The sequence below is a fragment of the Sporosarcina sp. P12(2017) genome, assembly GCF_002743035.1.
In the GTDB taxonomy this organism is placed as follows: Bacteria; Bacillota; Bacilli; order Bacillales_A; family Planococcaceae; genus Sporosarcina; species Sporosarcina ureae.
Map to the genome: position 1 here is coordinate 130,678 of NZ_PDYL01000005.1, position 24,410 is coordinate 155,087.

Here is a 24,410-nt window from a genome sequence, read left to right on the forward strand (position 1 = left end):
CTTCTATATAATAGTCATGGTGTTTCATCTAGTTATCTCTTACGCATCCTGCAACTGACGCCATAAGATTTTCCCACTACTCGTAGTCGGGAAACTATCCCGGAACTCGACAATTCGCGGATATTTATAGCTAGCCATCTGCCCCTTCGACCATTCGATAATCTCTTCGCCCGTTACACTTCCTTTATATTCCGGATCCAAAATAATGAGTGCTTTAACCGTTTCACCACGCACTTCATCAGGAGACCGAACGACACATGCTTGCTGAACCGCTGGATGTTTATAAAGGATCGACTCCACTTCCGTCGGCCACACTTTAAAGCCGGCCGCATTGATCATCCGCTTGACGCGGTCTACGATAAAGAAATAGCCTTCGTTATCCATTCGCACGATATCGCCAGTGCGGAAGAATTGTATTCCGTCTAGCATCATGTGACTCGCTTTCGTTTCTTCTTCCTGATTATAGTAGCCTTTAAACATCTGAGGCGCATGGACCACTAGCTCGCCTTCCTCTTCTACTCCGAGCTCTTCTCCTGTCGTCGGATCGATAATGCGGGCATCTACACCGAATGCCGGAATACCAAGACATTGCAACTTAGGACGGTTTGGCGGATTGAAATGAGTATGCGACATCGTTTCGGATAGACCGTACCCTTCTACATAATCAAGTCCCGTTCGTTGACGCAGTTTTTCACCCACTGCGATAGGAAGCGTAGCTCCTCCGCCACCGACAAGCTCAAGAGATGAAATATCATAATCCGCGAGTTGAGGATTCGCGAGGAAATCGATCAGCATCGTACTGATGTTGATCCAGTGACTAACTTGGAACTGCTCGATCGCCTTCATCGCATAGTCGCGATCCCATCTCGTCAGAATCACCATATTACTCCCTGCCAAAATAGGATTCAACGCACTATGCGTGAGTCCAGTCACATGAAATAAAGGCAAACTTGTCAATACGACCGTGTCCGGACTCATCGTCATCCAGTGATACGAACCTGTCGTATTGGCCTGCACCGTACGATTCGTATGGATACACCCTTTAGGGGCTCCTGTCGTTCCTGACGTATACGGGATCATCGCCATATCGTCACTCTCACCTGCGTAGTCTGACGGAGTTTGAGCCGCATCCAACGCGGATTTCCACGAAACAGTCTTCGCTAGTTTTTTAGCAGGCGCCTTTACTTCTCCAGGAATTTCAGCCAACGCTTTCCCTTCATCAATATAATCCGAATAAGCGGCAGAAATCACCGTTTGAAGTGTCGTCGTACCTATTAGCGGCTCTAGTTTCGGATACAGTTCCTGTCCGATAAATGCCAGTCGAATGTCGCCGTCTTCTAGGAAAAACTGCAAATCTTTAGTCGTACTCATCGGATTGATCGCGACCACTACTGCCCGCACGCGCAATATCGCAAACAAACTCACAAGAAATTGTGGCGAGTTCTGCATAAGCAACAAGACACGATCACCTTGCTTCACCTGGCACTCCTGTTCCAGATACCCCGCCATCTTCTCTGTTTCGTCCAGTAATTGACTGTATGTTGCGGATCCGCCATAGAATTCATACGCAGTTTTATTCGGATATTTCTTCGCGGTGATCGCCAAATTATCATAAATCGTTGTTTCAGGTAATGTAAGGGATTTTGCAATGCGTGGCGGCCAAAATTCATAATGAGCTGTATGTTTCATTCGATTCACTCCTCAATTATTGTATACGCTTACACACGTATCACAGACGACTTTATGTCCAGACAAATAAGGCGCAACCTCCAACTGCCCTTTTTGACTGACGAAATGTAAATCTTCACCTACACCCATCTCCAGCATTGCTCTGCCTACTTGCGTTTGTGCGAGTAACGTTTCATTCTGATCTTTCCGACTGTCGTAAAACAACTTGGCAGCGAGCGCACTGTCCGTTAATTGAACAGCATTCTCCCCTGCTAGCTGAATCAGCTCGGATAAAAAGTACCCTGCACCGTAGAAGTCTTCTAAGCAAAATTGATTGGCAGATCCTGCACAAGTGAGCAAAATCGTTTCATCTTCATATTCGTCATATACTTTTCTGGCAACTGCTGGACTATTTAGTAATGAAGCAATCCACACTTTACGCGCAGCTGCAGCTTTTCGGATGGCCACTGTACCGTTAGTCGTTCTCAGTATCAACGTTTTACCCGCGACTTTCCCTTGAAGGGCTAGCGGCAATGGATAGGAAAACCCTTCAATAGGTAAACCGTTCCATTCACCGGCCATACAATACTCTTCAGTCGGCAAGTTTTTCGCAATCTCACGCGCTTCCTCTTCATCAGCAACTGGAATCACTGTCCGTGCGCCAAACGACAGACAGGCAGAAATCGTAGAAGTCGCTAGCAACACATCAAAGACTACAACTGTTTTGGTTGCATCGAGCTTCGCCTCATCCAACTCTTCTTTCTTAAAAAGCAAATGAATTCTCATCCTGTCACCTCTTACTTCCTAGCGCTAATTAACGCGTACTGAATCAGATTTTCAACAAACACATTGAAGTGAGCAAAACGTCGATCTTGCGTTTGTCCCTTTTTATAGCGGTAATAAATCTGCTGGCAAATGACCGCCAATTTAAAATAGGCAAACGTCAAATAATAATCAATTGAACTCACATCACGTCCACTTTTCTCCGCATAACGCTCGATAAATTCATCTCTTGTGAAAAACCCTTCCATCACTGTGACCGGTGGTTTACCCAGTCCTTTTTTCAGCATTTCAGGATCGTCTGCTTGAATCCAATAACTCATCGCAGCGCCCACATCAGCGAGCGGATCACCTACGGTCGTCATTTCCCAGTCAAATAACCCTGTCATTTCAGAATAGTCTTCCGAAAACATTGCATTGTTTAATTTATAATCATAATGAATAATTGTAGGCTCTGCGGACTCCGGCACATTACGCTGCAAGTACTCCGTCAATTCGTCCAGATCTTTGACGTCATCTGTTTTCGCACGTTCATAGCGCCCGATCCACCCCGCAACTTGGCGCTCCATAAAGCCTTCAGGTTTTACCATATCTACTAACTTCGTTTTCTTATAATCCACTTGATGCAAGCTAACCAGTTGCTCCACTAGTAATTCGGAAATCTTCCGGCCGAGTTCAGGCGTATACACCGTGTCGGTAGGGAATTCGGTGTCTAGCACGATGCCATTCCGACGTTCCATAATGAAAAACGGACTTCCAACAATCTCTTTATCTTTAGAAAAGACATATGATTTTGGAGCCGGTTTAAAATACGGATGCAAACTCGATAAAATTTGATATTCCCTCTCCATATCATGCGCTTTCGGTGCAACCGGCCCTAGTGGCGGTCTGCGTAATACCGCTTCCCATTCATTAATTTGCAAAAGATACGTCAAATTGGAATGCCCTGCACTGAACTGACGAATGCGCAATTCTCCTTCTGGTGCTTCTGGAATATGTTCTCGAATGAAGTATTGTAGCTTCTCTTTATTCAGTCCTTCCCCAGACCGTACATCAATTGTAGTAGCATTCTCCATAGTTAATCCTCCTTTATACTAACCAGTAGGTATGTTGTGCGTAAGCTGATTGCTCAGCTTAGCGTGGAATGATTCCTTCAAGCAATAGACTCGAAAATAGTTCAACTAATTCATCAGCGGACATATTCCCTTTTGGATTAAACCAGTTGTAGCTATAATTCGTAATGCCTAATACGCCAAAAGCCACAATATCTGCACGCAAATCTTGGCGGAATTCACCCGCTTCGATGCTATCCGTAATCAGCTGCTCGATATTTAGACGAAATAGATCTCGTTGTTTTTCAATGGTATCGACATTCTGTTCAACTAAATGGCGCATCTCACGGAAAAACACACGACCACTTGGCCCGTTATACTGAATATCATGGATGAGCAACGCGATAATAGCTTCAAGCTTTTCACGACCTGATAAATGATCCGATTCTAAAATCGACTGTTGGCGTTTCAGCAAATCCGAAATATATTCGAGATGAATTTCCATCAATAATTGCTCTTTACTATTAAAATAATAATAAAATGTCCCTTTTGTCACACCGATTGCTTCGACTATATCTTGAATCGATGTATCGCTAAATCCTTTTTCTTCAAACAACAACACACTCGCTTGTGTAATTTTAGCTTTCATACTCATTCCTCGACCCTCTTCATGTTATTTACCTCATACTATATCACATTTCAGCGGATCGAATCCTCATGCAAAACGAACGAAATAGTAGACCTATCATATCCAATATTTATCGGTACTTCTTTAATTCTAATCTAGCAATCTGTCTCGAATGCACTTCATCCGGACCGTCTGCAATGCGCAACGTCCGCGCTGCTGCATACATATACGCAATCGGGAAGTCTTCACTAACACCCGCTCCGCCAAATGCTTGAATCGCCCGATCAATCACACGCAATGCCAGATTCGGCGCCACCACTTTAATCATAGCGATTTCTGATTTTGCTACTTTATTGCCGACCGTATCCATCATGTACGCGGCTTTTAATGTCAACAGACGCGCCTGTTCAATATCCATCCGTGATTCCGCAATCCATTGCTGCACGACACCATGATTGGAAATTTTCTGACCAAACGTCTCTCGTTCACTTGTTCTTTTGCACATCAATTCTAGCGAACGTTCAGCCGCTCCGATCAAACGCATACAATGGTGAATTCGGCCAGGCCCTAATCTACCTTGTGCAATCGCAAATCCTTTCCCTTCACCCCATAATATATTTTCTGCTGGCACACGTACATTGGTAAAGAGAATTTCTGCATGTCCGTGCGGGGCATCATCATAGCCGAACACTGGTAGCATGCGCTCCACCGTCACACCTTCCGCATCCATTGGCACAAGAATCATCGATTGTTGTTCATGTTTCGCAGCGTTCGGATCACTCTTGCCCATAAAGATCATCACTTTACAGCGAGGATCCCCGGCGCCCGAAGTCCACCATTTCCTACCGTTTATCACATACTCATCGCCGTCGCGTACAATACTCGATTCAATATTCGTCGCATCACTCGACGCCACGTCTTTTTCCGTCATCGCAAACGCAGAGCGGATTTCCCCTTCAAGTAAAGGCTCGAGCCATTGCTTCTTCTGCTCCTCCGTGCCATAACGAGCCAACACTTCCATATTGCCAGTATCCGGCGCATTACAATTGAATACTTCCGGCGCCAAGAATGAACGCCCCATTATTTCACAAAGTGGCGCGTACTCCAGATTCGTCAATCCTGCTCCATAACTATCGGCAGGAAGAAATAGATTCCAAAGACCCTTCTCTCTCGCCTTCGCCTTCAATTCATCTATAATCGGCGGGATCGTATTCCAACGATCCCCCTGCTCCTCTTGCTGCTGGCGAAACACCGTTTCATTCGGATAAATATAGTCCTCCATAAATTGCGTCAATTGCTCTTGCAACTTCACTACTTTCTCGGAATAAGAAAAATTCATAGTTTTTGACTTCCTTTCGTTTATACTAACCAGTTGGTATATTCTGAATATTACACTTACTATACGGGATATGTTTTGGGGTTGCAAGGGGTTTTTGGGGTGGGTGGTACGGTGCCAGGTCCCCACACAATTTGCACACAATTCTGCTTCGGCACAGTACCCACTAGCGTTGCATATGCGTAAATATCGGCACGGTACCAGGTCCCCGTACAACTCAGACACAATTCACTCAGAAATTCAATTCTTCTATTGAAATTGCTGCAAGAATTCAATTCTTCAAATTCACAACATGATCTGTACACACTTTCCACTTTCCAAAATTCAATTTCGCCCTTTTGACCAAAATAAAACTTTTCCTCTATACTCAATATATTCACAAAATAATTGGAGGAGAGGTCAATGGCAAGACGTAAACGAAATTGGAGGCCGGGTGCAAACTACCATGTCGTCATGCGCGGGAATAACCGACAGAACATCTATTCCACCGATGAAGACATGTTGCATTGGATGCGATGCATGGGCCATGCTTCTATCGATTATCAGTTTACAGTTTTTGCGTTCTGTATCATGACAAATCACTATCACATTTTGCTACAATCTGAAGACAACCTATCTAAAATCATGCGGCATATCAATCGGAAATACAGTGATTATTACTCTAAACGTTACGGATATGTTGGACAGCTTTACCAGGGTCGATATTATTGTAAGGAAGTAAAATCTCCTTACGCAATGCTTGCCGTAAGCCGCTATATTCACCGAAATCCAATCGCAACAAAAACACCTATGGTCAAACATTTAGCTGATTATCCATTCAGTACATTCCCCTACTACCACTCATCTGCTCCGTCACCTTATCCTTATCTTGATACATCAAAACTCCCACACTGCCTACCTCAACCATTCGAGAAAACTACAGAAGCCTACGTGCACTATTGTTTGATGGACATAGAGGATATTTTGAACCACCACAAAAGTAAGGACATTCTAGAAGTACTATCGTAATTCCAATAAAATGAAACACCAAAAGACTTCTAATGTACTGGATTAGAAGTCTTTTTGCACTGCAAACTTAATTGTCTGAATAGTTCCGAAGTTGTGTAGGGACCTGGTACCGTTTGCGGGTACCGCCACCGAAGTTGTGCAGGGACCTGGTACCGCCACCGACCAACAACCACCAGCACCATCAATAAATCCCCATAATCCCAAGCGCAATCGCAGGAATCAACGAGAGCATAGGGAATATAATCGCAATCACACCCATCTCTCTATACGATTCCTTATGCGTCATCCCTGTCACAATCAAAATCGTCAAGATCGCCCCGTTATGAGGAAGGGAATCCAATCCACCCGAAGCAATCGATGCAATTCGGTGAAAAGCTTCAGGCGCAGGACCAGTAGTCGTCGCAATTTCATAGTAGTGCGAGCCTAGTGCTTCTAATGTGATACCAAGACCACCGGAAGCCGACCCTGTCGCTCCTGCTAAAACGTTTACCGCAATGGCTTCAGAGATTAAAGGATTTGCATTGATTCCTAAAATCGCATCACTTAACTTTTCAAAGCCTGGAACCGATCGTACAATCGTTCCGAATCCTACTGCAGCACTCGTGTTAATCATCGCCATGACGGAATCGCTAGCTCCGCTGTTTACCGCTTTTGTGAAGCCTTTAAATTCTCTGATTGAAATGATTAATATAAGAACAATTCCCGTTGCAAGAGATATGACAATATCCCATTTTAAAAAGTTCAATGTTATAATTACAGCCAGTAAAGGTAGTAAAGAAAGAATGATATGTGGATACTTCGTACGTGGTTCTGCATTCAAATCCTCTTCACGTTCTTCGAAAACTTCCCCTGCTTCTCTTAACACGCGAACTCTACGATTCAAATACAATATGGAAGAGACAATCATGAACGCTGATGAAACAAGTCCTATAATCGGAGCCGCTGCCGCTGTCGTATGAAAGTACTGTGTCGGGATTAGATTCTGGATTTGCGGTGTGCCCGGTAATGCCGTCATGGCGAATGTCATCATCCCCGCAACAATCGTTCCCGGTAGGAGACGTCTGCTTATATTCGCTTCACGGAACATATTAAGTGCCAATGGATAGACTGCGAATACTACAACGAACACACTCACGCCACCGTAAGCCAATACACTTGCTGCCACAATGACACCAATGATCGCACGCTCTTTACCAAAAACACGTGAAATTCCAATAGCTACTGAATGGGCCATGCCGCTGTACTCCATCAATTTCCCAAAAATCGCCCCCAACATAAATACCGGGAACCATTGCTTCGCAAAGTTAACGAAACCCGTCATATATGTATCCGTATACGCATCCAATAAGTTCAATCCACCAAATAACGCAACAATTCCTGCACAAATCGGTGCAATCCAGATGATCGACCAACCTCTATAAGCCAATACCATAAGCAACACTAAGCCTATAAATATCCCTAACATCCTATCCCTCCTCCATCAGGCTGTATACTTTTCAATTGTCAAACTACTTTATGTTAGAAATAAAACAGGATCGAAGTTTTATATTCACTACGATCCTGCTTATGGTCAATCAACTACTCGGGAAGTCGAAATCTGTTTTGCTTTCATCATTATAAGAAGTATCGAACCATCTCTCAGAAACGGTTTTAGTTTTTGTAAAGAAACGAACAGTATCCGGACCGAACATTTGCCCTTCACCAAATCTGGAGCGCTTCCATCCACCGAAATTATGGTAACCAACCGGAATCGGAATCGGAACATTCACTCCTACCATTCCCACTTCAATTTGATCCGTGAACGTTCTTGCAGCGCTTCCACTGTTGGTATAGATCGTAACGCCATTACCATATTCATGCTCATTAATCAGATCAATCGCCTGTTCCAACGTATTTACCCTAACAACGATTCGTGCAGGACCGAAGACTTCTTCCTTATACACATTCATATCGGTTGTTACATGATCGAGCAATGTTGGCGCTAAGTAATAGCCATTTTCATCCGCTACTTTAGGATTTCGTCCATCCGCTGCAAGAACGGCTCCTTCTTCTATAGCCAAATCGATGGATTTTATAATACTCGCTTTTGCCTCTGCACTAATCACAGGTCCAAAATCCGCCTCTTGGTCATCGAACTTGCCGACTTTTAGCTCGTTCACTTTCTCTGTTAGCTTCGCAACAAATGCGTCAGCTGTTTTCTCACCTACAGGAATCGCAGTAGAGATCGCCATACATCTTTGTGATGCGGCTCCATAAGCTGCACCGAGGAATGAATTGACCGCTGTATCGATATCCGCATCCGGCATGATGACCATATTATTCTTTCCGCCACCGAATGCCTGTACACGCTTATGATTTTTCGTTCCTTTTTCATAAACTGCTTCAGCTACCTTCGTCGATCCTACAAAGCTAACAGCCATAACGTCTTTATTCGTAAGCAGTGCATCCACAGCCTCTTTATCGCCATTGACAACATTCCAAACACCAGCTGGCAGTCCTGCTTCAGACCATAGTTCCGCAAGAATTAATGCAGAATGAGGCACCTTTTCTGAAGGTTTCAGAATCATTGCGTTACCCACTGCTACTGCCATCGTACTCATCGCGACAGGTACCATTACCGGGAAGTTAAATGGTGAAATACATGTTACAACTCCTAATGGCTTATGCATGGAATACGAATTGATCTCTCCCCCTACATTCACCGAGTGCTCACCTTTTAACAAGTGTGGAGCGCCAATCGCAAAGTCCACTGACTCGATACCACGTGTAATCTCACCTGTTGCATCAGAGATGGTTTTTCCATTTTCCTCACCTATCGCATAGGCCAATCGATCCGTGTTTTCTACAAGTAAGGCACGAAACTTGTGAAGGACTTCCACTCGCTTGCCTACTGAAACCTTAGACCAATGAGTAAATCCTTCTTTCGCTAGCTTCACGACCTCATTCACTTCTTCTGTTGAAGCCAATGGTACTTTTGCAATTTTCTCTCCAGTGGATGGATTAAAGACATCCCCAAATCGTCCACTCTTGCCTTCTACCTCTTCACCATTAATAAAATGAGTCAATGTCTTTACATCTGTTTTTTGCATATGTCCATTCCTCCTAATTTATAGTAGATTTTCTTATACGTTTTGCTTTTGTTTATTCAACTTATCTTGGATCATCAAGTAGGAAGAAGACATATCTTCATGTGCGTGACCCTTTTCTACTTCCGCTTCATAGTATTCAATAAGTTGCGACGCAATCGGTAGCTCTCCGTCAAGAGAATCCGATACGTGCTTTGCAAGCTTCAAATCTTTTAATAGTAATGAAGTCGTGAATGCACCTTTAGTGTACTCATCTTGTGAAATATACGTCTTATAATTACGCGTAAGAATTGTACTTGCACCCGAGCTGACGTTGACGATGTCATACACGATATCCTGATCAACACCTGCAAGCTTTGCTAATGAAAGTGCTTCAGCAACGGCTTGATTGTGTATACCTGCCATCATATTATTAATGAGCTTAACGATAGTACCAACACCCGGATCTTTTCCTACATGGAATACATTCGATCCAATAGCCTGTAGATAAGGCAGTACCGATTCAAACGTTTCTTTATCGCCCCCTACCATGATGGATAACGTAGCGTTCACCGCACCACTGACACTTCCGCTGACTGGAGCTCCCAAATATTCAAGATTTTTTTGCAATGCTTCTTTTTCAATTTTCCTGTTCAAATCAGGTGAGATCGTGCTTAAATCTACTAACGCCAATGGCTTTGTAGCGCTATTTACAATACCCTCTTCGCCTAAATACACATTTTCCGCAACAGCAGGAGTAGGTAGACTAGTGAAAACGAGATCCACTTCCTTTAGTAATGAAGCAGTTGTCAGACTGACATGCCCCCCCAATTCACCGAAGCTCTGTTCAGACTCTTTATTGATGTCCAACGCATAAACCGCGTAACCTTTTTTCAATAAATTACGCGCCATCGGGAAGCCCATATTCCCAAGCCCAATAAATCCAATCTTCTTTTCATTAGCCATACATATTCCTCCTTTTTAATTCGCTTAACGTATGTAAGCGTTATCATTAATAATAAAAAAATATAGATACCTAACAGTTTGTAAACGTTAAACTATTTTTCAATTAAGTAATAATTTCTTTCGCATACCGTAGTCACATACTACAGTCACTCAATAATATCTATAATTATCCAAATAGTCAACCCGTTTTCTAAAAATTTTAAATATATTCGTGAACATGGTATCCTGTTAACAAACATGGTAGAGGAGGAACAAACATGACAGAACTTACACCTAGACAATTAAAAGCGCAAGAAACGAAGAAAAACCTCCTAGAAAAAGGCTTAGAGCTTTTCCATGAAAGAGGTTTCGATAATGTAACGGTAGAAAGTATTGCAAAAGCATGTAATGTTTCCAAAGGAGCATTCTACGTCCATTTTACTTCGAAATATGATGTCTTCTTGGAAAAGTTTAAAGATATCGATGAATTTTACCTATCATTCATTCCTAGCATTCCCGCTGATCTCAAGGCTTCAGAAAAAATTCTTCTTTTTTATAAAGGTCAAATGACGTATTTGAGGGATATTTTAGGAAAAGATTTCATTCATACGATTTACACAAGTGCGCTAGCATTAACGATAAATGACGATCATTATTTAACTGACCAAAATCGCCAACTGTATCAAATCATTCGCTCTTATGTTGAAGAAGGAGTAGAACGAAGAGAGTTTAAACGAGAGCTTTCGGTTGACGAGATTTCAATGCTCGTCACACGTTGCATGCGCGGAACGATCTACGATTGGATCATTTTTAGAGAACGTCTGGATCCTGTAGTAGAAATCCACAGTATCACTTCTGTAGTGTTGGATGGATTGAAATGTGATAGTGAATGTGACTCTATCAAGAGAGTGTAATAACATATTAGACTCCTTTTACCACTCGCTTGTTATTTATATATTGCTTCTTTCATGCACAACAGAAACTACACGAAAGCACTCGGTTTCAACTATAGTAAACACCAAACACCTTCTACTTGTTTTTTAGGAAGACTCGCTTTATAAATAAAAGTGTAGCCTAGTCGCTACACTTTTTTCACTCCTGCTTTAAATGTACTACTCTATTACAAGTATTATAATTTAAGGAGCTGACCGAATGGAAACTTGCAAAACGTTTCAAATGCCGCCGACGATACTGTATCAGCAAAATTCTTTTGCACAGATCGGTGAAAAAGCCGAGCTTCTCGGTAAAAAAGCACTAATCATCAGCGACCAAATTATGCAGAAGCTCGGTTACGTAGAAAATTGCCAGCAGAAATTATCTGATCATTCTGTCGACAGCGTAGTATTCCTCGGTGTAGCTTCAGAACCTAATGATCAATATGTAGAGGATGCACTTCAATTATTTCAAGATGAAACATGCGACCTAATTATTTCATTAGGTGGCGGAAGCTGTATCGATACTGCGAAAGCGGTTGCAGTAGTTGCGACTAATGGCGGAAACATTGAGGATTACGTTGGCATGAAGAAAATTGCGCAAATAGCACCTGTACCTCATATCGCCATTCCAACTACTGCAGGAACCGGTTCAGAAGCAACAGACGTAACTGTCATCACGAACTCAGCAACTAAAGTAAAAATGATGATTAAACAGCCCGCTTTCATGCCGAATGTAGCGATCGTCGATCCATTGCTGACGCTCTCTTCTCCTCAAAAAGTAACAGCTGCGACCGGCGTAGACGCACTGAGTCACGCGATTGAAGCATACATATCTAAAAAATCTCAGCCGATGACAGATATGATGGCCTTATCCGCAATCAAGTTAATCTCAAAGAATTTGCATAAAGCATTCACGGACGGTCAAAACATTGAAGCTAGAGAAGGCATGTCACTCGCTGCCCTTCAAGCTGGAAGTGCGTTCTCCAATGCGTCTGTTTGTTTAATCCATGGTATGTCCCGACCAATCGGTGCCCTATTTGATGTGCCGCACGGTTTCTCGAATGCGATGCTTTTACCTGCTATACTGGAATATAGCAAAGACGCATGTATTGATAGACTGGCAGACATCGGTCGAATTTTTTCTTCCGAAGCAGAACATTTATCAGATGAAGACGCTGCAGAAGTTGCTGTACAATCCGTGAAGGACTTATGTAAATCATTAGAGATCCCGAATCTTGAACAATGGGGAATCCCACGCAAAGAATTTGTAAGCGCTCTCAGAAAAATGTCTACAGACGCGATTGATAGCGGAAGTCCAAGCAATAATCCTAAAACGCCTTCAAAAGAGGAAATCGCAGAGCTATATCAAATATGCTATGAATACCAATTTTAATATCATATGTAATTACAATAGGAGGTCATCTATATGACTACAAACTCTACATTGACAGTACAAAACTATATTAACGGTGAATGGGTATCCGCTACGACAGACCAAACAGAGCCTGTATATAATCCCGCCACTGGAGAAGTAGTTGCACACGTTCCGATCTCAACTACTGAAGATTTGGATCGGGCAGTACAAGCTGCAAGCGAAGCATTCATTACTTGGAAAGAAGTACCCGTCCCACGTCGCGCACGTATTCTATTCAAATATCAGCAGCTATTAGTAGATCACTGGGATGAACTCGCTAGAATCATCACAGTCGAAAACGGAAAAAACTTTACCGAAGCGCACGGTGAAGTACTTCGCGGAATTGAATGTGTAGAATTTGCCGCAGGAGCGCCTACTTTGATGATGGGAGATAACTTGCCATCCGTCTCATCAGGTTTGGAATCCGGAACGTACCGTTACCCAATCGGTGTCATCGGCGGGATCACACCATTCAACTTCCCGATGATGGTGCCATGCTGGATGTTCCCGATGGCGATTGCAACAGGAAATACATTTGTACTCAAGCCATCCGAGCGTACGCCGATGCTGGCAAACCGCTTAGCTGAACTACTCGAAGAAGCCGGCTTACCAAAAGGCGTCTTCAATATTGTGCACGGAGCACATGACGTAGTAAATAGCATTCTCGATCACGAAAAAATAGCTGCCATTTCCTTCGTAGGATCTCAGCCTGTTGCAGAGTATGTTTACAAACGCGGAACGGATAATCTAAAACGCGTTCAAGCACTTGCTGGAGCAAAAAATCACTCCATCGTATTAAAAGATGCGAACTTGGACAACGCCGCTACTCAAATTATCAACGCAGCATTCGGTTCAGCCGGAGAACGTTGCATGGCATGTTCAGTCGTTGCCGTAGAAGATGACATTGCAGACGAGTTTGTTGAAACTTTACTTAATCGTGCGAATGAACTCACCATCGGAAACGGTTTGGACGAAGGGATCTTCCTTGGACCTGTCATTCGTGATACTCACAAAGAACGAACAGAACAATACATCGCCACTGGTGAAAAAGAAGGCGCAACACTCGTTCGCGACGGCCGCCAAGACAGCGCAGCTAAAGAAAAAGGATACTTTGTCGGCCCTACCATCTTTGATCATGTAACGAGCGAGATGAAAATTTGGCAAGACGAAATTTTCGCTCCTGTTCTATCCATCAGCCGTGTGAAAAACTTAGATGAAGCAATCGAATTATCAAATAAATCCAAGTTCGCAAACGGCGCTTGTATTTTCACAAGAGACGGTGGAAATGTACGGAACTTCCGTGAAAACATCGATGCAGGAATGCTCGGATTAAATATCGGCGTACCTGCTCCTATGGCCTTCTTCCCGTTCTCCGGTTGGAAAGATTCCTTCTATGGTGATCTTCACGCCAATGGAAAAGATGGACTGAACTTCTATACACGTCAAAAAGTACTTACTGGTCGTTGGGAGTAAGTACTATACAATATGAAAACACCTTCTCTTTGTTTTAAACAGAGAGAAGGTGTTTTACGTATTATAGAACTATAATTGTCTGAATAGTTTTGAATTGTGTGGGGACCTGGTACCGTTTCTTACCGTTTCTATATAAATACTCTTTTATTTACAACAACCGTGTGTATTGCATTAGTTCGCCTTGCTGGAGGTTACATATAGTACAGCAAGGAGGTGAAGTTTATGTCAAAACATGAACATGTAAGCAAAGAACAGCTTTTCTTCTTCGGGCTTATAGCCGGATATGCTTTGCTCGGCTTGTTTTTAATTGTGCCCGCTGTATTGGCGGTCGTCGGTACAAACCTGCTGCTTTTAGCCGTTGCAGTGATCATCGTGATCATCATCGTGTTGTTCGCCTTGGCGATCATTCTGAAAGGCCTGTCCCGTCTGTTTCATCATCGTAAACACTGATGAATAAATGCAGCCGCCACTTTAATAGTGGCAGCTGTATTTTTACATATATTGAACTACGTGAATTGAAAAAATATTTAAGTAGCACATACTTTACGTAGTGTAATGATTCCTAAAAATTACACTGGACCGCAAACGACAACATAATCACCGCGATAACTATCCAAAATCAACAGCAATGATAGCATTCGTTTCGCCCATTTAACACATGCACAGTATGTTCCTCACATCCTCCAAGACTCGCTACGAGTGAATGGCTAATTCATTCTCGGCAGGACTTCCACCCACTATATGCTGCAACCTAGGCTTGGTAACTCAACCTGGCGCCACTTAAAGCAAAAGGAGTAAGCAACTCATGCGTCTTCTGACAGCCGTTTATGTAATCCTTCATCAGTATACCTGTAATCGGGCTAAGCAAAATGCCGTTTCGGTAATGACCGGTACATATATGCAGCCCGTCGATGAACGGATGAGACCCCATGATCGGCAGATGGTCTGCGGCTTGGGGACGTACACCGACCCATGTTCGGTGGATCACTCCATCACTAAGCACAGGCAATAGGCGGGAAGCCCGTTGTAATAGCGAAAGAATGCCATGAGCCGTTACTGATGTATCAAAGGAACCGGGAATAGACGTTGCACCGATGAGCATTTCCTTATTTCGTTTCGGCACAATATAACAGCCGTCTACCGCAAAAACCGTTTTGACCGGTGCAGGGCCGGCCAGCCGGATTGACAAGCATTCACCTTTCACAGGAATGACGGGCAAGGAAAAATCAGTGTCAGCTAAGAGATGGCTGCTCCAGGCACCGGCTGCAATCGTCACTTGAGTTGCATAAAGCGAGCCGATTGAAGTATCAACCCCCACTATCCGGTTGTGCTGAATCAGCAGACGAAGAGCCTTTGTTTCTTCATATACATGGGCACCGGCATTCATTGCTGCTTTCAAAAAGGCCTGTGCGAGCAAGGGGGCTTTCACTTGATGGTCTTTTTCCAGAAAAATAGCACCGGCAGTTTGGGACATCATACAAGGTTCGATCTTCGGCACTTCTTCCGGCTCAAGCCACTGAATGGATGGGTCCTTTTCGGATAAAAAGTGATACTGCCGATGCAGCTCGTCACGATCCTGTTCTGTCGCGGCCGTTTTGATCAGGCCAGCTGTTCGTAAATCAATGTCTATACCCGTTTCGGACAGCAATTCATCACGAAGTTGAGGGAACATCGCTCGGCTTTCCAGTGCGATTCCCAACAACGGATTGTCCTGCTCAAACTCATTTTGCGCCCCAAGCATCCCTCCTGCTGCCATAGAGGCCTGTCCGGCTTTGCCTGCATCAAAAACAGCTACGCTTAAGCCTTCTTTGGCCAGTCGATAAGCAATGGAACAACCTATTACTCCTCCGCCAATAACAATATGATCATATGTCTTCATTGTTTCCACTCCTCAAAGATGACCTAAATACTGATACCATTGAACATCTATACCGGCCTGTTAGGAAGTGAAAAACGCCACTTTCATAGAAGAAAGCAGCGCCTCATGTATACAGTCCATAACATACAAGTGATGTAAGCAGTGCCACTTCCCTTCGCCAGTACGAGCTGGATCAGGTTCCAAGAGTCCCAAAGTCAATCACTTTGATCTCAGCCTTTTTTCAAAGGCACCTCCAGTGGATGAATATTCATTTTTTTCAGATTAACATACTAGTTAGAATTTGTCATTTTAAATTTATTGTGGATCGGTGCCTGTGCAAGGTGATTTTGCATGCAATTGTAGTGTATGGGCTGAATAGTTTCGTGCACAGCGTACCCGAAAGCGATTCCTCTTTAGATTTTTCACGCAACTACTTTAGTTAATGCTTCAATTTGAAAACAACAAAAATTCCTCGACTGAAAATAACCAAGGAGGCTTTTTGTTGTTGATCTGTTAAGTTTTCTAATTTACTTAGTGGATCAGTACCCCTTTTTTATGAACGGCACGACTGCATAGTTTCCTTGAAATAAGCATAAATAATCTTCGGACTGACACGATACATTGGATGCATAAATTCAACAAAGCGAGTGCCAAGAGCATCTCCATACAGCGCACCTGAGTCACAGACTTCTGTCTGAAAACCTACTACTGATTTAACGACCGAGAACGTGCCACAGCACACAACTATATCGGGGTTAATCAATTCAATCTCTTTCATCCACAATTCTTTTGCATATTCGTCTTGTAGTAGAATTTCGTCCATATTGCTACTTACACCGCCACCACTCTTCTTTAGATTGGTGATCGCAATACTCGACAACCCGTCTGCCATATTCTTCTTTTGCTCCGCAGTGATTGACTGATGTGAAGGAAGTCCATGCTGCAGACAGAAATTCCATATACCAAGGATGCCAGTCGTTCGATAAAATGTTTTGGCCTTACCGCCTTTATCTTTCCCATATTCAATTACCCGAATTGTGTTTGAATTGTGCGGGGACCTGGTACCTTAACCAAACGTAATCCGATTCCGTCCATTATCTTTTGAAGTATACAATGCCCAATCTGCTCTAGACTGCAAAGAATTCTCCGTATCTCCTGGCACCTTGGTCGCTACCCCAATACTGACGGTAACACCATAGCTATTCCAATCCGCATTCTCAACTCGGCAACGAATTCTCTCCGCTATTTCTAAAGCTTCCACTTTCTCTGTTGCTGGAAGAACTAAAGCAAATTCTTCTCCCCCGTAACGAGCAGCCACATCTTCTGTCCTGGATTCTTCCCTAAACAAGCGTCCCAACTCCCGCAATATGCTATCGCCCGTCAAATGACCATATGTATCATTTACCTTTTTAAAAAAGTCTATATCGATTAACAGAAAAGAAAGAGACAAGGACCGTTCGTTGTGCGGCATAAAATAGGAAGAAAGACTTTCTTGTAGGTAGTGACGGTTCTTGAGACCTGTGAGTCCATCCGTAATGGCCATCTCCTGAAGTGTCTCATTTAACGCTAATAACTTATTTTGCTTCGCTTCATACTCGATCCGCAAGCGCTCCAATTCTTGTATCTGCTTCACCTTCAGTAGATTGCGTGTTTCCGTGTCCTTTTTGGCCGCAAGAATCACTTCCTCATACTCGATTCTATTCTTCATGCGCAGACATGCACAATCATTGAAAGCCTTTCCATCTCGTTCATTACGCAATGCGTTCAATAGCACGGAAATTTCCTGCCCGTCTTTGGACTTGAATGAAAAATACATCTCTTCTACTTTATTCTGCAATCGAATCATCGGAAAAAAGTACAGCTGATAAAAAGACCGGCTTGCGTTCGGCAATATCAGATTGATGTGTTTCCCCTTTACCTCATGAAGCTGATAGCCAAGTAAACTAAGCAGCGTCTGATTGATTTCAACAATCATCCCTGTATCATCCAGTGTGAAATAACCGAACGGCGCAGAATCTAGCTGTCTATCCATTTGTGACAAGACTCTTGTATACGGAAGTCAAATAATTTCTAATCAGCTGAATGGTTTTTTCTGGATGACTCATATGAGGGCAATGTCCTGTCGCATCCATGATTTCAAGCGTGCTGTTCTGGAGGTGCCGATGCATATAACGTCCCACTTCAACAGGCGCAATACTATCATCGGAACATTGGAGAATGAGCGATGGCACTATCACTTTCCTCACATCATCTCGATGATCAGAGAAGAAGGTCGCAATCGCAAAACGACGGGCAACCTCCGGATCTGTCGAGCAGAAGTTATCCTCCAATTGCTGTGAAAGTTCCGGCCTTTCAGGGTTCTTCATTATGACTTGCGCTAGATAATTCGCCCAGCCGATATAATTCATGTCCATCATCTGAATCAAACCTTCTAAATCTTCCTTCTCAAACCCACCGTAATAATCAGGTACTTCATTCAGGTAATAAGGAGAAGGACCTATTAATATAAGATGTTCAAATAAATCAGGCTTCTGAATTGCCGCTAGCATACCGATAATACCTCCGACAGAATGTCCGACGAATATCGCTTCCTTCAATTCTAAAGCATTGCACACATCGAGCACGTCCTGTGCATACCCATTAAGATCTTGATATTTTTCCGCACTGTACGCTTGATAATCAGATTGTCCCGAACCAACATAATCGAATAAAACAACTTGGAAATGGTCTTCAAAGTAAGGCGCTGTCAAGTTCCATACATTCAAATCACACCCGAAGCCAGGCGCAAATATAATCGTTCTTTCACCTTTCCCAGTGACTTTAACATTATTGCGCAAGAGGATACTTTGTTTCATATTAAAACCTCCACTTTTAAATTAATATACTTAGTAATAATACTATAACTACCATCTTTGTAGTTCATTAATCTTAATATTAGTATATAGTAACGTTTGATTTCTTTCAATTTAGTATTTTTATTGAGTTAGTAACTCATAGTAGAGTCAGTACGCTTTTGTATTGCAGACTATCTATGTATATGTAAACATGCATGACTTTTTACGCAAAAACTGTTTTTATCTAGCTCAATTATCAAAAAGCGTCAACTCCGAAATCTTGGAGTTGACGCTTTTCTTTATAGGAGGAATGATCATTCCTATATTCATTTACCTGAATTGTGCGAGAATTGTGTGGGGACCTGGTACCTGTTTAATCCCCTGGACTCAATCGTTTTTCAGAACGCTGATCCGCCAACAACTGTTCCAATTTACAACGAATCACATCTATTTCCTCCGACGCATGGGCAGGATCAGCCAAGTTCTTCGTCTCTAGCGGATCCTCGGCAAGGTTGTAGATTTCAAATTGATCGCCAACCGGCTCTGTTTTGATGATCTCCACCCAGCACCCATCTTTCTCAACTAGTGTTGTATCACTAACTCCGGGGTCCGACCAAAATTGAGGGTTGTCGAAGTATCGGGCGAATTTCCAAATTTCATACTCATTGTTGCATCCCGTTTGAAATGAGGCAAAGACGGCTTCGATAGAGCTTGGTTGGACAACCTGTTCATAGGGACGCCCGGTAATCGGGTTGGTTTGGTGGAGGCCTTTGAAGACATTATCTTCTGTCATGAAATACAACGGTTCATTTGCTCGGAAGAAATGGTCACGGCCGTAAAAGAGCGGTGTTAGATTCCGTCCAACGAGCGGCTGTACTTCTGTATGATCGCAGGATAGTTTCCGTTGTATAGCCGCGGGGTCAATTCCGGCTAATCCTAGAAGAGTAGGTAAAATATCGACATGACTCGTTAGCATGTTTGTAGATGCTGCTTTATTGAAAAGTGTCGGGCTATGAATGATGAGAGGAACATGAATGGATTCTTCGTACATCGTGTACCATTTCTGATACAGGCCGCCGTGTGCACCCAGTTGCTCACCATGATCCGATGTGAACACGATAATCGTATTATCCAAAAAACTGGACTGTTGGAGAGCGGTAAGAACTTTGAGGAGTTCGTTATCCACTTCTTTTTGAAGACTGTAATAAAGCTGACGGTAAAAATTATTATCATGTATGGGCTGAAGTCCTTTTGGATACGTTTGCCGATAACTTTCCTGTACTGACGGTTTAGACTGCAGCGATTCGTGAACTGTTGGGGCGGGAGGGATGAAAGGTAGTGTGGGATCCACTTCGAAATTAAAGTTAGGAGAAATGGCAGAAAATATACCATACAATGCGATATCATGTGGGTTGACGAATGAACATTGAATAAACCAAGGGGTATCCTTTTTATCACACTGTCTATCTATATCTAATTGTTTAATCAGTTTCACGGTATCCGCTGCATACACTTCATCGCGTCCACTCGTACCGGTGCCTGCAGATGAAGCTGAATTTCTGGGATTCGCACCATGCGGGTCTGGGCCAATCCACTCAGAAAAACCGTATTCATTCAGTCGGTCTGCTTTTCGATACAATCTCTCGTCTTGTTTATTAGGAAGCCCCGTATTTGGATCATAACTGGGCAACGAATTCTTTGTTCCTGGAATGAGGATATCAGGTTCCGACGCATGCCATTTCCCTTTCCAAAACGTTTTGTAGCCCGCAGCGCGGAAGTAGTCACCTGTAGTTGGAACTGTATTCGGATCCAACCAGAATAAATCCGCATCGAAAGAACCCTTTGCAGCACCCGGCGTTTGCGTGACACCATGTAATGAAGGATAGTGCCCTGTATATAATGATGTCCGGCTGGGAGCGCAAGCCGTACTCGCTGCATAATGGTTCAAAAATGAAAGACCATTTTTTCGTAATAGGTTCTGCGCAACTAAATTCTTTCTTCTCCACTTTTGTATCGCCTTTGTTTCATAAACAGGCGGAAATCGATCCTGATCCACCATTAAAAACAGAATGTTCGGTTGTGACTCTCCATAATGAAATTCATTTGTCATACATCATTCCCCTTCCTACTTTTAGCAGTGCTTTTATAGGTTATGTTGGAAATAGGAATAGAGGTGAATGAATTCTTTGGATAGGTTGAGATTTGATGATGTACTATGTATGGTTTGTGATGCTATAAAGATGAAAAAATGACTTTTATCATGCGTTGGATGGTTTTGAAAACTGCTTGAGTGATGCATAAGTGAGTTTATCCGAATTGTGTGGGAATTGTGTGGGGACCTGGTACTCGTGAAAACCGGAAAACACTTCAAACCTCAATCCGCGGCTACGCGTAAATTCATCAACGGTCGTATTAAAGAAGGCTACACGCAAGAAGACTTCATCCGTGTCATCGACCTAAAGGCCAAGCAGTGGTTGAACCGTCATGAATTCAGCGCATTCCTGCGACCCTCTACGTTGTTTAACGCAACGAACTTTGAAAACTATGTCAATGAACTAGTCGTGTCAAAGAAACCGAAAAGACAACTACTCGTTGCACCGTGCTCGATTTCAACAGAGGTGATGAGCAAATTGGGTACCTGGTACGTCATCCCATTTACGATTCAATACGTGATTTTGTCGGATCACCCGTTGGCCATGGAATGTCAGTAGACTCCGCTAATTTCATTAAATAATACAATTCTTCACGCGCCATATGATCAGCCATTAAAGGAGTAAGTGTCCCCAGCGTTTCCTTCTTCAAATCCATCTCTTCCAACTCTCTTAAAAATGCTTTAAAAATAGTCATCTCTAAGTTAATGTCTTGATGGAATTTAGTTAACGCTGGGAATTTCATAATATTCGTACGTAAATAACCAGCCATTTCAATTGCTTTTAAATAAAATGCTTCCCACTCTTTAGTAAATCGTTCACTTTTCTTTTTGAGCTTAGTTTCCACACGGTCTAAATTTGCATCAAGAGCGCCTGCATGCCCTGCCGCATCGAGTAACCACAGCAAGTCATGGTGAAGAGGATGTACAGTCGGTGGTTTCTCTCCTTTTGCAAAGCATTTAAATATGCGTATAGCCTCCTCTACTTCATTCACCATGTGATTAATAAATGAAGGTGGCAGAGAAATTTTGATGTTGCCGACTAAATGCTGCTGTATTAATAATAATTTAAACTTGCGAATATCTTCACTCGCTTTTAGAGTTTCTTGCGCTATTGTCCGTAGAGATTGTGTATCGAGATCTCCCTTTGCTTTAGCAAGAAGGCCATCAAATAACTGTATATAATAACTGGCTGTCTCAATATTTGCCACTTCATCCGGCGCTAAAGAATCGTGAATGAAGCGTGCATGATCACCTAATATCTGTAACCAAAAACGCAGTTCAAATGACATCTCTTCCTGTAAACTTTTCAATACATTCCCTCCCTATTCATTGAGGTCTCTGACAGTAGATATTCTCTTCACACGCCAATAAAGTGTAAAGAGACTTCCATTTTCAGTAGCCTTCTTCCCTATTCATACTATGTGTAGTTGCTGTTTTTATGTATGTATTCACGGTGGAGATACACCGTCAATTATTCCAGTCAAACATAGAATTTTACACGCAACGAGTATATATAAGCAGAGGTTAAATAACTGATGGACGTGCTGCATATAGTGAGCATAAATACAATCAAAGGAAGTGGTCTTCATGATAGAAAGGGCGCTGCTTTTCATTATTCTATTACGAGTTATTTCAGGTAGTATAGAAATAACAGCTGCTGCACTCATGTTTAAATTCAATGACTTAGAAAAAGCGTTTTATATTAACTCTTTACTTGCATTAGTAGGGCCATTTATATTAATTGTAACGACAGGAATCGCATTACACGGCCTCACTGAAAAAGTATCTTTAGTAAGAATGATTTGTCTATTCACAGGTATTTTTCTCATCCTCTTTAGTTTAAAATCTAAATAAATACTTCATTCCATACATATCTATAAATAGAAAAGAACCTGACAGTTTTTTACTGTCGGGTCCTTTTCAGTTTCTTTGATTGGATTCTTCAATTTCTTCGACATTTATGAACTTAAACACCATAAATGTCAAAATGACTCCCAGTACAGTGGCAATGATATAACTGCCGTTCAGAAAATCTTTCATGGCAATTGACATCAATGGAGGGCCTGCGGCTACACCGATAAATCTGGCTGAACTGTAAAAAGAGGAAACCGTGCCACGTAGCTCTTTTTCAATATTTTCCGTAATAATGGCATCCAATGCAGGCAATAATGCGCCTATGGCTATTCCGACTATACTCGTCACAATCAACAAGAGGATCAATTTCTTGCTTGTAAACCCAACAAAGATGACACTAGCAGACATGGCGATTAAGCAAATGACCATGACTCTTTTTATAGTTTTCAGTTCGCCTTTAATTTTTCTACCCGATAAAAAGGAAGCAATACAAAGAAATAATAACGGAATGGCCAAAACGAATCCTTTCTTAATCCCCTCAATATCATGTGTTTTCTCCAGGTTTTCCGATAAAAAAAACAACATACTGAATAATACCAGCATGACCAGAACTCCATTCAAAAATACGGTATACAACCATTTACCTTCTGACGCAAATATCTTTTTAGTGTTCTTGATAAACACCTTAAACTTTACGGGTTCATCTTTTTCTTTCGGGACTTTAACAAAGAAGAAGATGAGTACAAAAGAAATGACACTGAGTGCAGAAATAGAGTAGAATGGCAGGAACCATAATAGAGCAGCAAATGCTGAACCTAAGATAGGAGCTAATACTTTTCCAAACGTGTTTGACGTTTCAATAATTCCTAAACACTTACTGCTTTTTTCACCATCATCTTTATATAAGTCACCCACTAGCGGTAGCACGATTGGCATGGCACCGGCTGCTCCTATACCTTGTAATACCCGACCAATAATAATCATCATATACGGGTCATCCATCTTCCACGAAGCAAATCCAGCAATCAGACCCCCGATCAATGCAAAGACTAAACTTGGCAATATCACCATTTTCCGTCCGAAACGGTCTGATAAATATCCGGCTACTGGGATAAGAAAAATAGCCGCCACCGAGTAACTGGTAATAATCATACTCGATTGAAACGATGTAATTCCCACTTTATCTTCCAATAAAGGGAGCACGGGTATGAGCATAGAATTCCCCAGCGTCATAATAAGAGGAATTGAAGCCAGACTAACAATGCACCATACACTAACCTTGTCCGCACTTTTATCCATTACCACACCTCATCTTATTTAGTTCTACTAATTAGAGGTATGGTTTCCTAACGGGATTTTTTTATACTTCAATATTTTTATTGGCACAATCATGAGATTATGTAAAAAA

22 protein-coding genes and 1 riboswitch are annotated in these 24,410 nt (G+C 42.5%); of the genes, 7 read left to right on the forward strand and 15 right to left on the reverse strand.

The features are described from left to right. Positions 1-39: 39 nt before the first annotated feature. The 5 genes from CSV80_RS05625 to CSV80_RS05645 form a co-directional block, all read right to left on the reverse strand. On the reverse strand, positions 40-1,689 hold the full coding sequence (locus CSV80_RS05625) for a long-chain-fatty-acid--CoA ligase (protein WP_099669720.1): 1,650 nt from the start codon (positions 1,687-1,689) through the stop codon (positions 40-42). Positions 1,690-1,701: 12 nt separating this feature from the next. After that, entirely contained in the window at positions 1,702-2,454 is a 753-nt protein-coding gene (locus CSV80_RS05630; RefSeq protein ID WP_099669719.1) for a 2-phosphosulfolactate phosphatase, read from the reverse strand. Positions 2,455-2,465: 11 nt separating this feature from the next. Continuing rightward, the gene (locus CSV80_RS05635; protein ID WP_099669718.1) at positions 2,466-3,524 is read right to left on the reverse strand and encodes a phosphotransferase family protein; all 1,059 of its coding nucleotides are present in this window, start codon (positions 3,522-3,524) and stop codon (positions 2,466-2,468) included. Between the two features lie 58 nt (positions 3,525-3,582). Then, entirely contained in the window at positions 3,583-4,155 is a 573-nt protein-coding gene (locus CSV80_RS05640; RefSeq protein ID WP_369802804.1) for a TetR/AcrR family transcriptional regulator, read from the reverse strand. A gap of 103 nt (positions 4,156-4,258) precedes the next feature. Further along, entirely contained in the window at positions 4,259-5,467 is a 1,209-nt protein-coding gene (locus tag CSV80_RS05645; protein ID WP_099669717.1) for an acyl-CoA dehydrogenase, read from the reverse strand. Positions 5,468-5,866: 399 nt separating this feature from the next. Between CSV80_RS05645 and CSV80_RS05650 the strand changes: the two genes are divergently transcribed. Then, a complete protein-coding gene (locus tag CSV80_RS05650; protein WP_233201511.1) occupies positions 5,867-6,472 on the forward strand; it encodes a transposase in 606 nt (201 codons plus the stop codon). 181 nt (positions 6,473-6,653) lie between these two features. Here the strand turns inward: CSV80_RS05650 and CSV80_RS05655 are convergent, their stop codons facing one another. The 3 genes from CSV80_RS05655 to CSV80_RS05665 all read right to left on the reverse strand — a co-directional run bounded on the left by CSV80_RS05655 (position 6,654) and on the right by CSV80_RS05665 (position 10,503). After that, on the reverse strand, positions 6,654-7,937 hold the full coding sequence (locus tag CSV80_RS05655) for a GntP family permease (RefSeq protein ID WP_099669716.1): 1,284 nt from the start codon (positions 7,935-7,937) through the stop codon (positions 6,654-6,656). A gap of 109 nt (positions 7,938-8,046) precedes the next feature. Further along, entirely contained in the window at positions 8,047-9,561 is a 1,515-nt protein-coding gene (locus CSV80_RS05660) for a CoA-acylating methylmalonate-semialdehyde dehydrogenase (RefSeq protein WP_099669715.1), read from the reverse strand. Positions 9,562-9,594: 33 nt separating this feature from the next. Next, complete coding sequence (locus CSV80_RS05665; protein ID WP_099669714.1) at positions 9,595-10,503, reverse strand: NAD(P)-dependent oxidoreductase; 909 nt, start codon at positions 10,501-10,503, stop codon at positions 9,595-9,597. A 257-nt stretch (positions 10,504-10,760) separates the two neighbouring features. On the opposite strand from CSV80_RS05665, the gene CSV80_RS05670 reads away from it, so the two are divergent. The 4 genes from CSV80_RS05670 to CSV80_RS05685 all read left to right on the forward strand — a co-directional run bounded on the left by CSV80_RS05670 (position 10,761) and on the right by CSV80_RS05685 (position 14,754). Further along, entirely contained in the window at positions 10,761-11,396 is a 636-nt protein-coding gene (locus CSV80_RS05670; RefSeq protein WP_099669713.1) for a TetR/AcrR family transcriptional regulator, read from the forward strand. 238 nt (positions 11,397-11,634) lie between these two features. Then, entirely contained in the window at positions 11,635-12,810 is a 1,176-nt protein-coding gene (locus CSV80_RS05675; RefSeq protein ID WP_099669712.1) for an iron-containing alcohol dehydrogenase, read from the forward strand. 33 nt (positions 12,811-12,843) lie between these two features. Further along, positions 12,844-14,304 (forward strand): CoA-acylating methylmalonate-semialdehyde dehydrogenase, encoded by a 1,461-nt coding sequence (locus tag CSV80_RS05680; protein ID WP_099669711.1) that lies wholly within the window; start codon positions 12,844-12,846, stop codon positions 14,302-14,304. 222 nt (positions 14,305-14,526) lie between these two features. After that, positions 14,527-14,754, forward strand: a complete 228-nt coding sequence (locus CSV80_RS05685; protein ID WP_099669710.1) for a hypothetical protein — start codon at positions 14,527-14,529, stop codon at positions 14,752-14,754. Between the two features lie 301 nt (positions 14,755-15,055). Here CSV80_RS05685 and thiO read toward each other — a convergent pair whose 3' ends face one another. The 5 genes from thiO to CSV80_RS05710 form a co-directional block, all read right to left on the reverse strand. After that, positions 15,056-16,183 (reverse strand): glycine oxidase ThiO, encoded by a 1,128-nt coding sequence (gene thiO / locus CSV80_RS05690; protein WP_099669709.1) that lies wholly within the window; start codon positions 16,181-16,183, stop codon positions 15,056-15,058. Between the two features lie 132 nt (positions 16,184-16,315). Beyond that, positions 16,316-16,427, reverse strand: a riboswitch (TPP riboswitch). A gap of 288 nt (positions 16,428-16,715) precedes the next feature. Next, entirely contained in the window at positions 16,716-17,054 is a 339-nt protein-coding gene (locus tag CSV80_RS05695; protein ID WP_099669708.1) for a hypothetical protein, read from the reverse strand. A 174-nt stretch (positions 17,055-17,228) separates the two neighbouring features. Continuing rightward, positions 17,229-18,194 (reverse strand): sensor domain-containing diguanylate cyclase, encoded by a 966-nt coding sequence (locus CSV80_RS05700; protein WP_099669707.1) that lies wholly within the window; start codon positions 18,192-18,194, stop codon positions 17,229-17,231. Then, the gene (locus tag CSV80_RS05705) at positions 18,187-19,017 is read right to left on the reverse strand and encodes an alpha/beta fold hydrolase (protein ID WP_099669706.1); all 831 of its coding nucleotides are present in this window, start codon (positions 19,015-19,017) and stop codon (positions 18,187-18,189) included. Before CSV80_RS05705 ends, CSV80_RS05700 begins: the two co-directional genes overlap by 8 nt. A gap of 352 nt (positions 19,018-19,369) precedes the next feature. Beyond that, a complete protein-coding gene (locus tag CSV80_RS05710; RefSeq protein WP_099669705.1) occupies positions 19,370-21,106 on the reverse strand; it encodes a sulfatase family protein in 1,737 nt (578 codons plus the stop codon). A 238-nt stretch (positions 21,107-21,344) separates the two neighbouring features. Between CSV80_RS05710 and CSV80_RS05715 the strand changes: the two genes are divergently transcribed. Continuing rightward, a complete protein-coding gene (locus tag CSV80_RS05715) occupies positions 21,345-21,707 on the forward strand; it encodes a conserved phage C-terminal domain-containing protein (RefSeq protein WP_158231856.1) in 363 nt (120 codons plus the stop codon). Here the strand turns inward: CSV80_RS05715 and CSV80_RS05720 are convergent. After that, positions 21,652-22,437 carry a DUF2935 domain-containing protein gene (locus tag CSV80_RS05720; RefSeq protein ID WP_099669835.1) on the reverse strand — a complete coding sequence of 262 codons (786 nt, stop codon included), beginning with the start codon at positions 22,435-22,437 and terminating at the stop codon, positions 21,652-21,654. The two genes, CSV80_RS05715 and CSV80_RS05720, sit on opposite strands and share 56 nt — an antisense overlap. A gap of 298 nt (positions 22,438-22,735) precedes the next feature. On the opposite strand from CSV80_RS05720, the gene CSV80_RS05725 reads away from it, so the two are divergent. After that, a complete protein-coding gene (locus CSV80_RS05725; protein WP_051210437.1) occupies positions 22,736-23,002 on the forward strand; it encodes a YqhV family protein in 267 nt (88 codons plus the stop codon). A 66-nt stretch (positions 23,003-23,068) separates the two neighbouring features. Here CSV80_RS05725 and CSV80_RS05730 read toward each other — a convergent pair whose 3' ends face one another. Continuing rightward, complete coding sequence (locus tag CSV80_RS05730) at positions 23,069-24,301, reverse strand: MFS transporter (RefSeq protein WP_099669703.1); 1,233 nt, start codon at positions 24,299-24,301, stop codon at positions 23,069-23,071. Between the last annotated feature and the right edge of the window lie 109 nt (positions 24,302-24,410).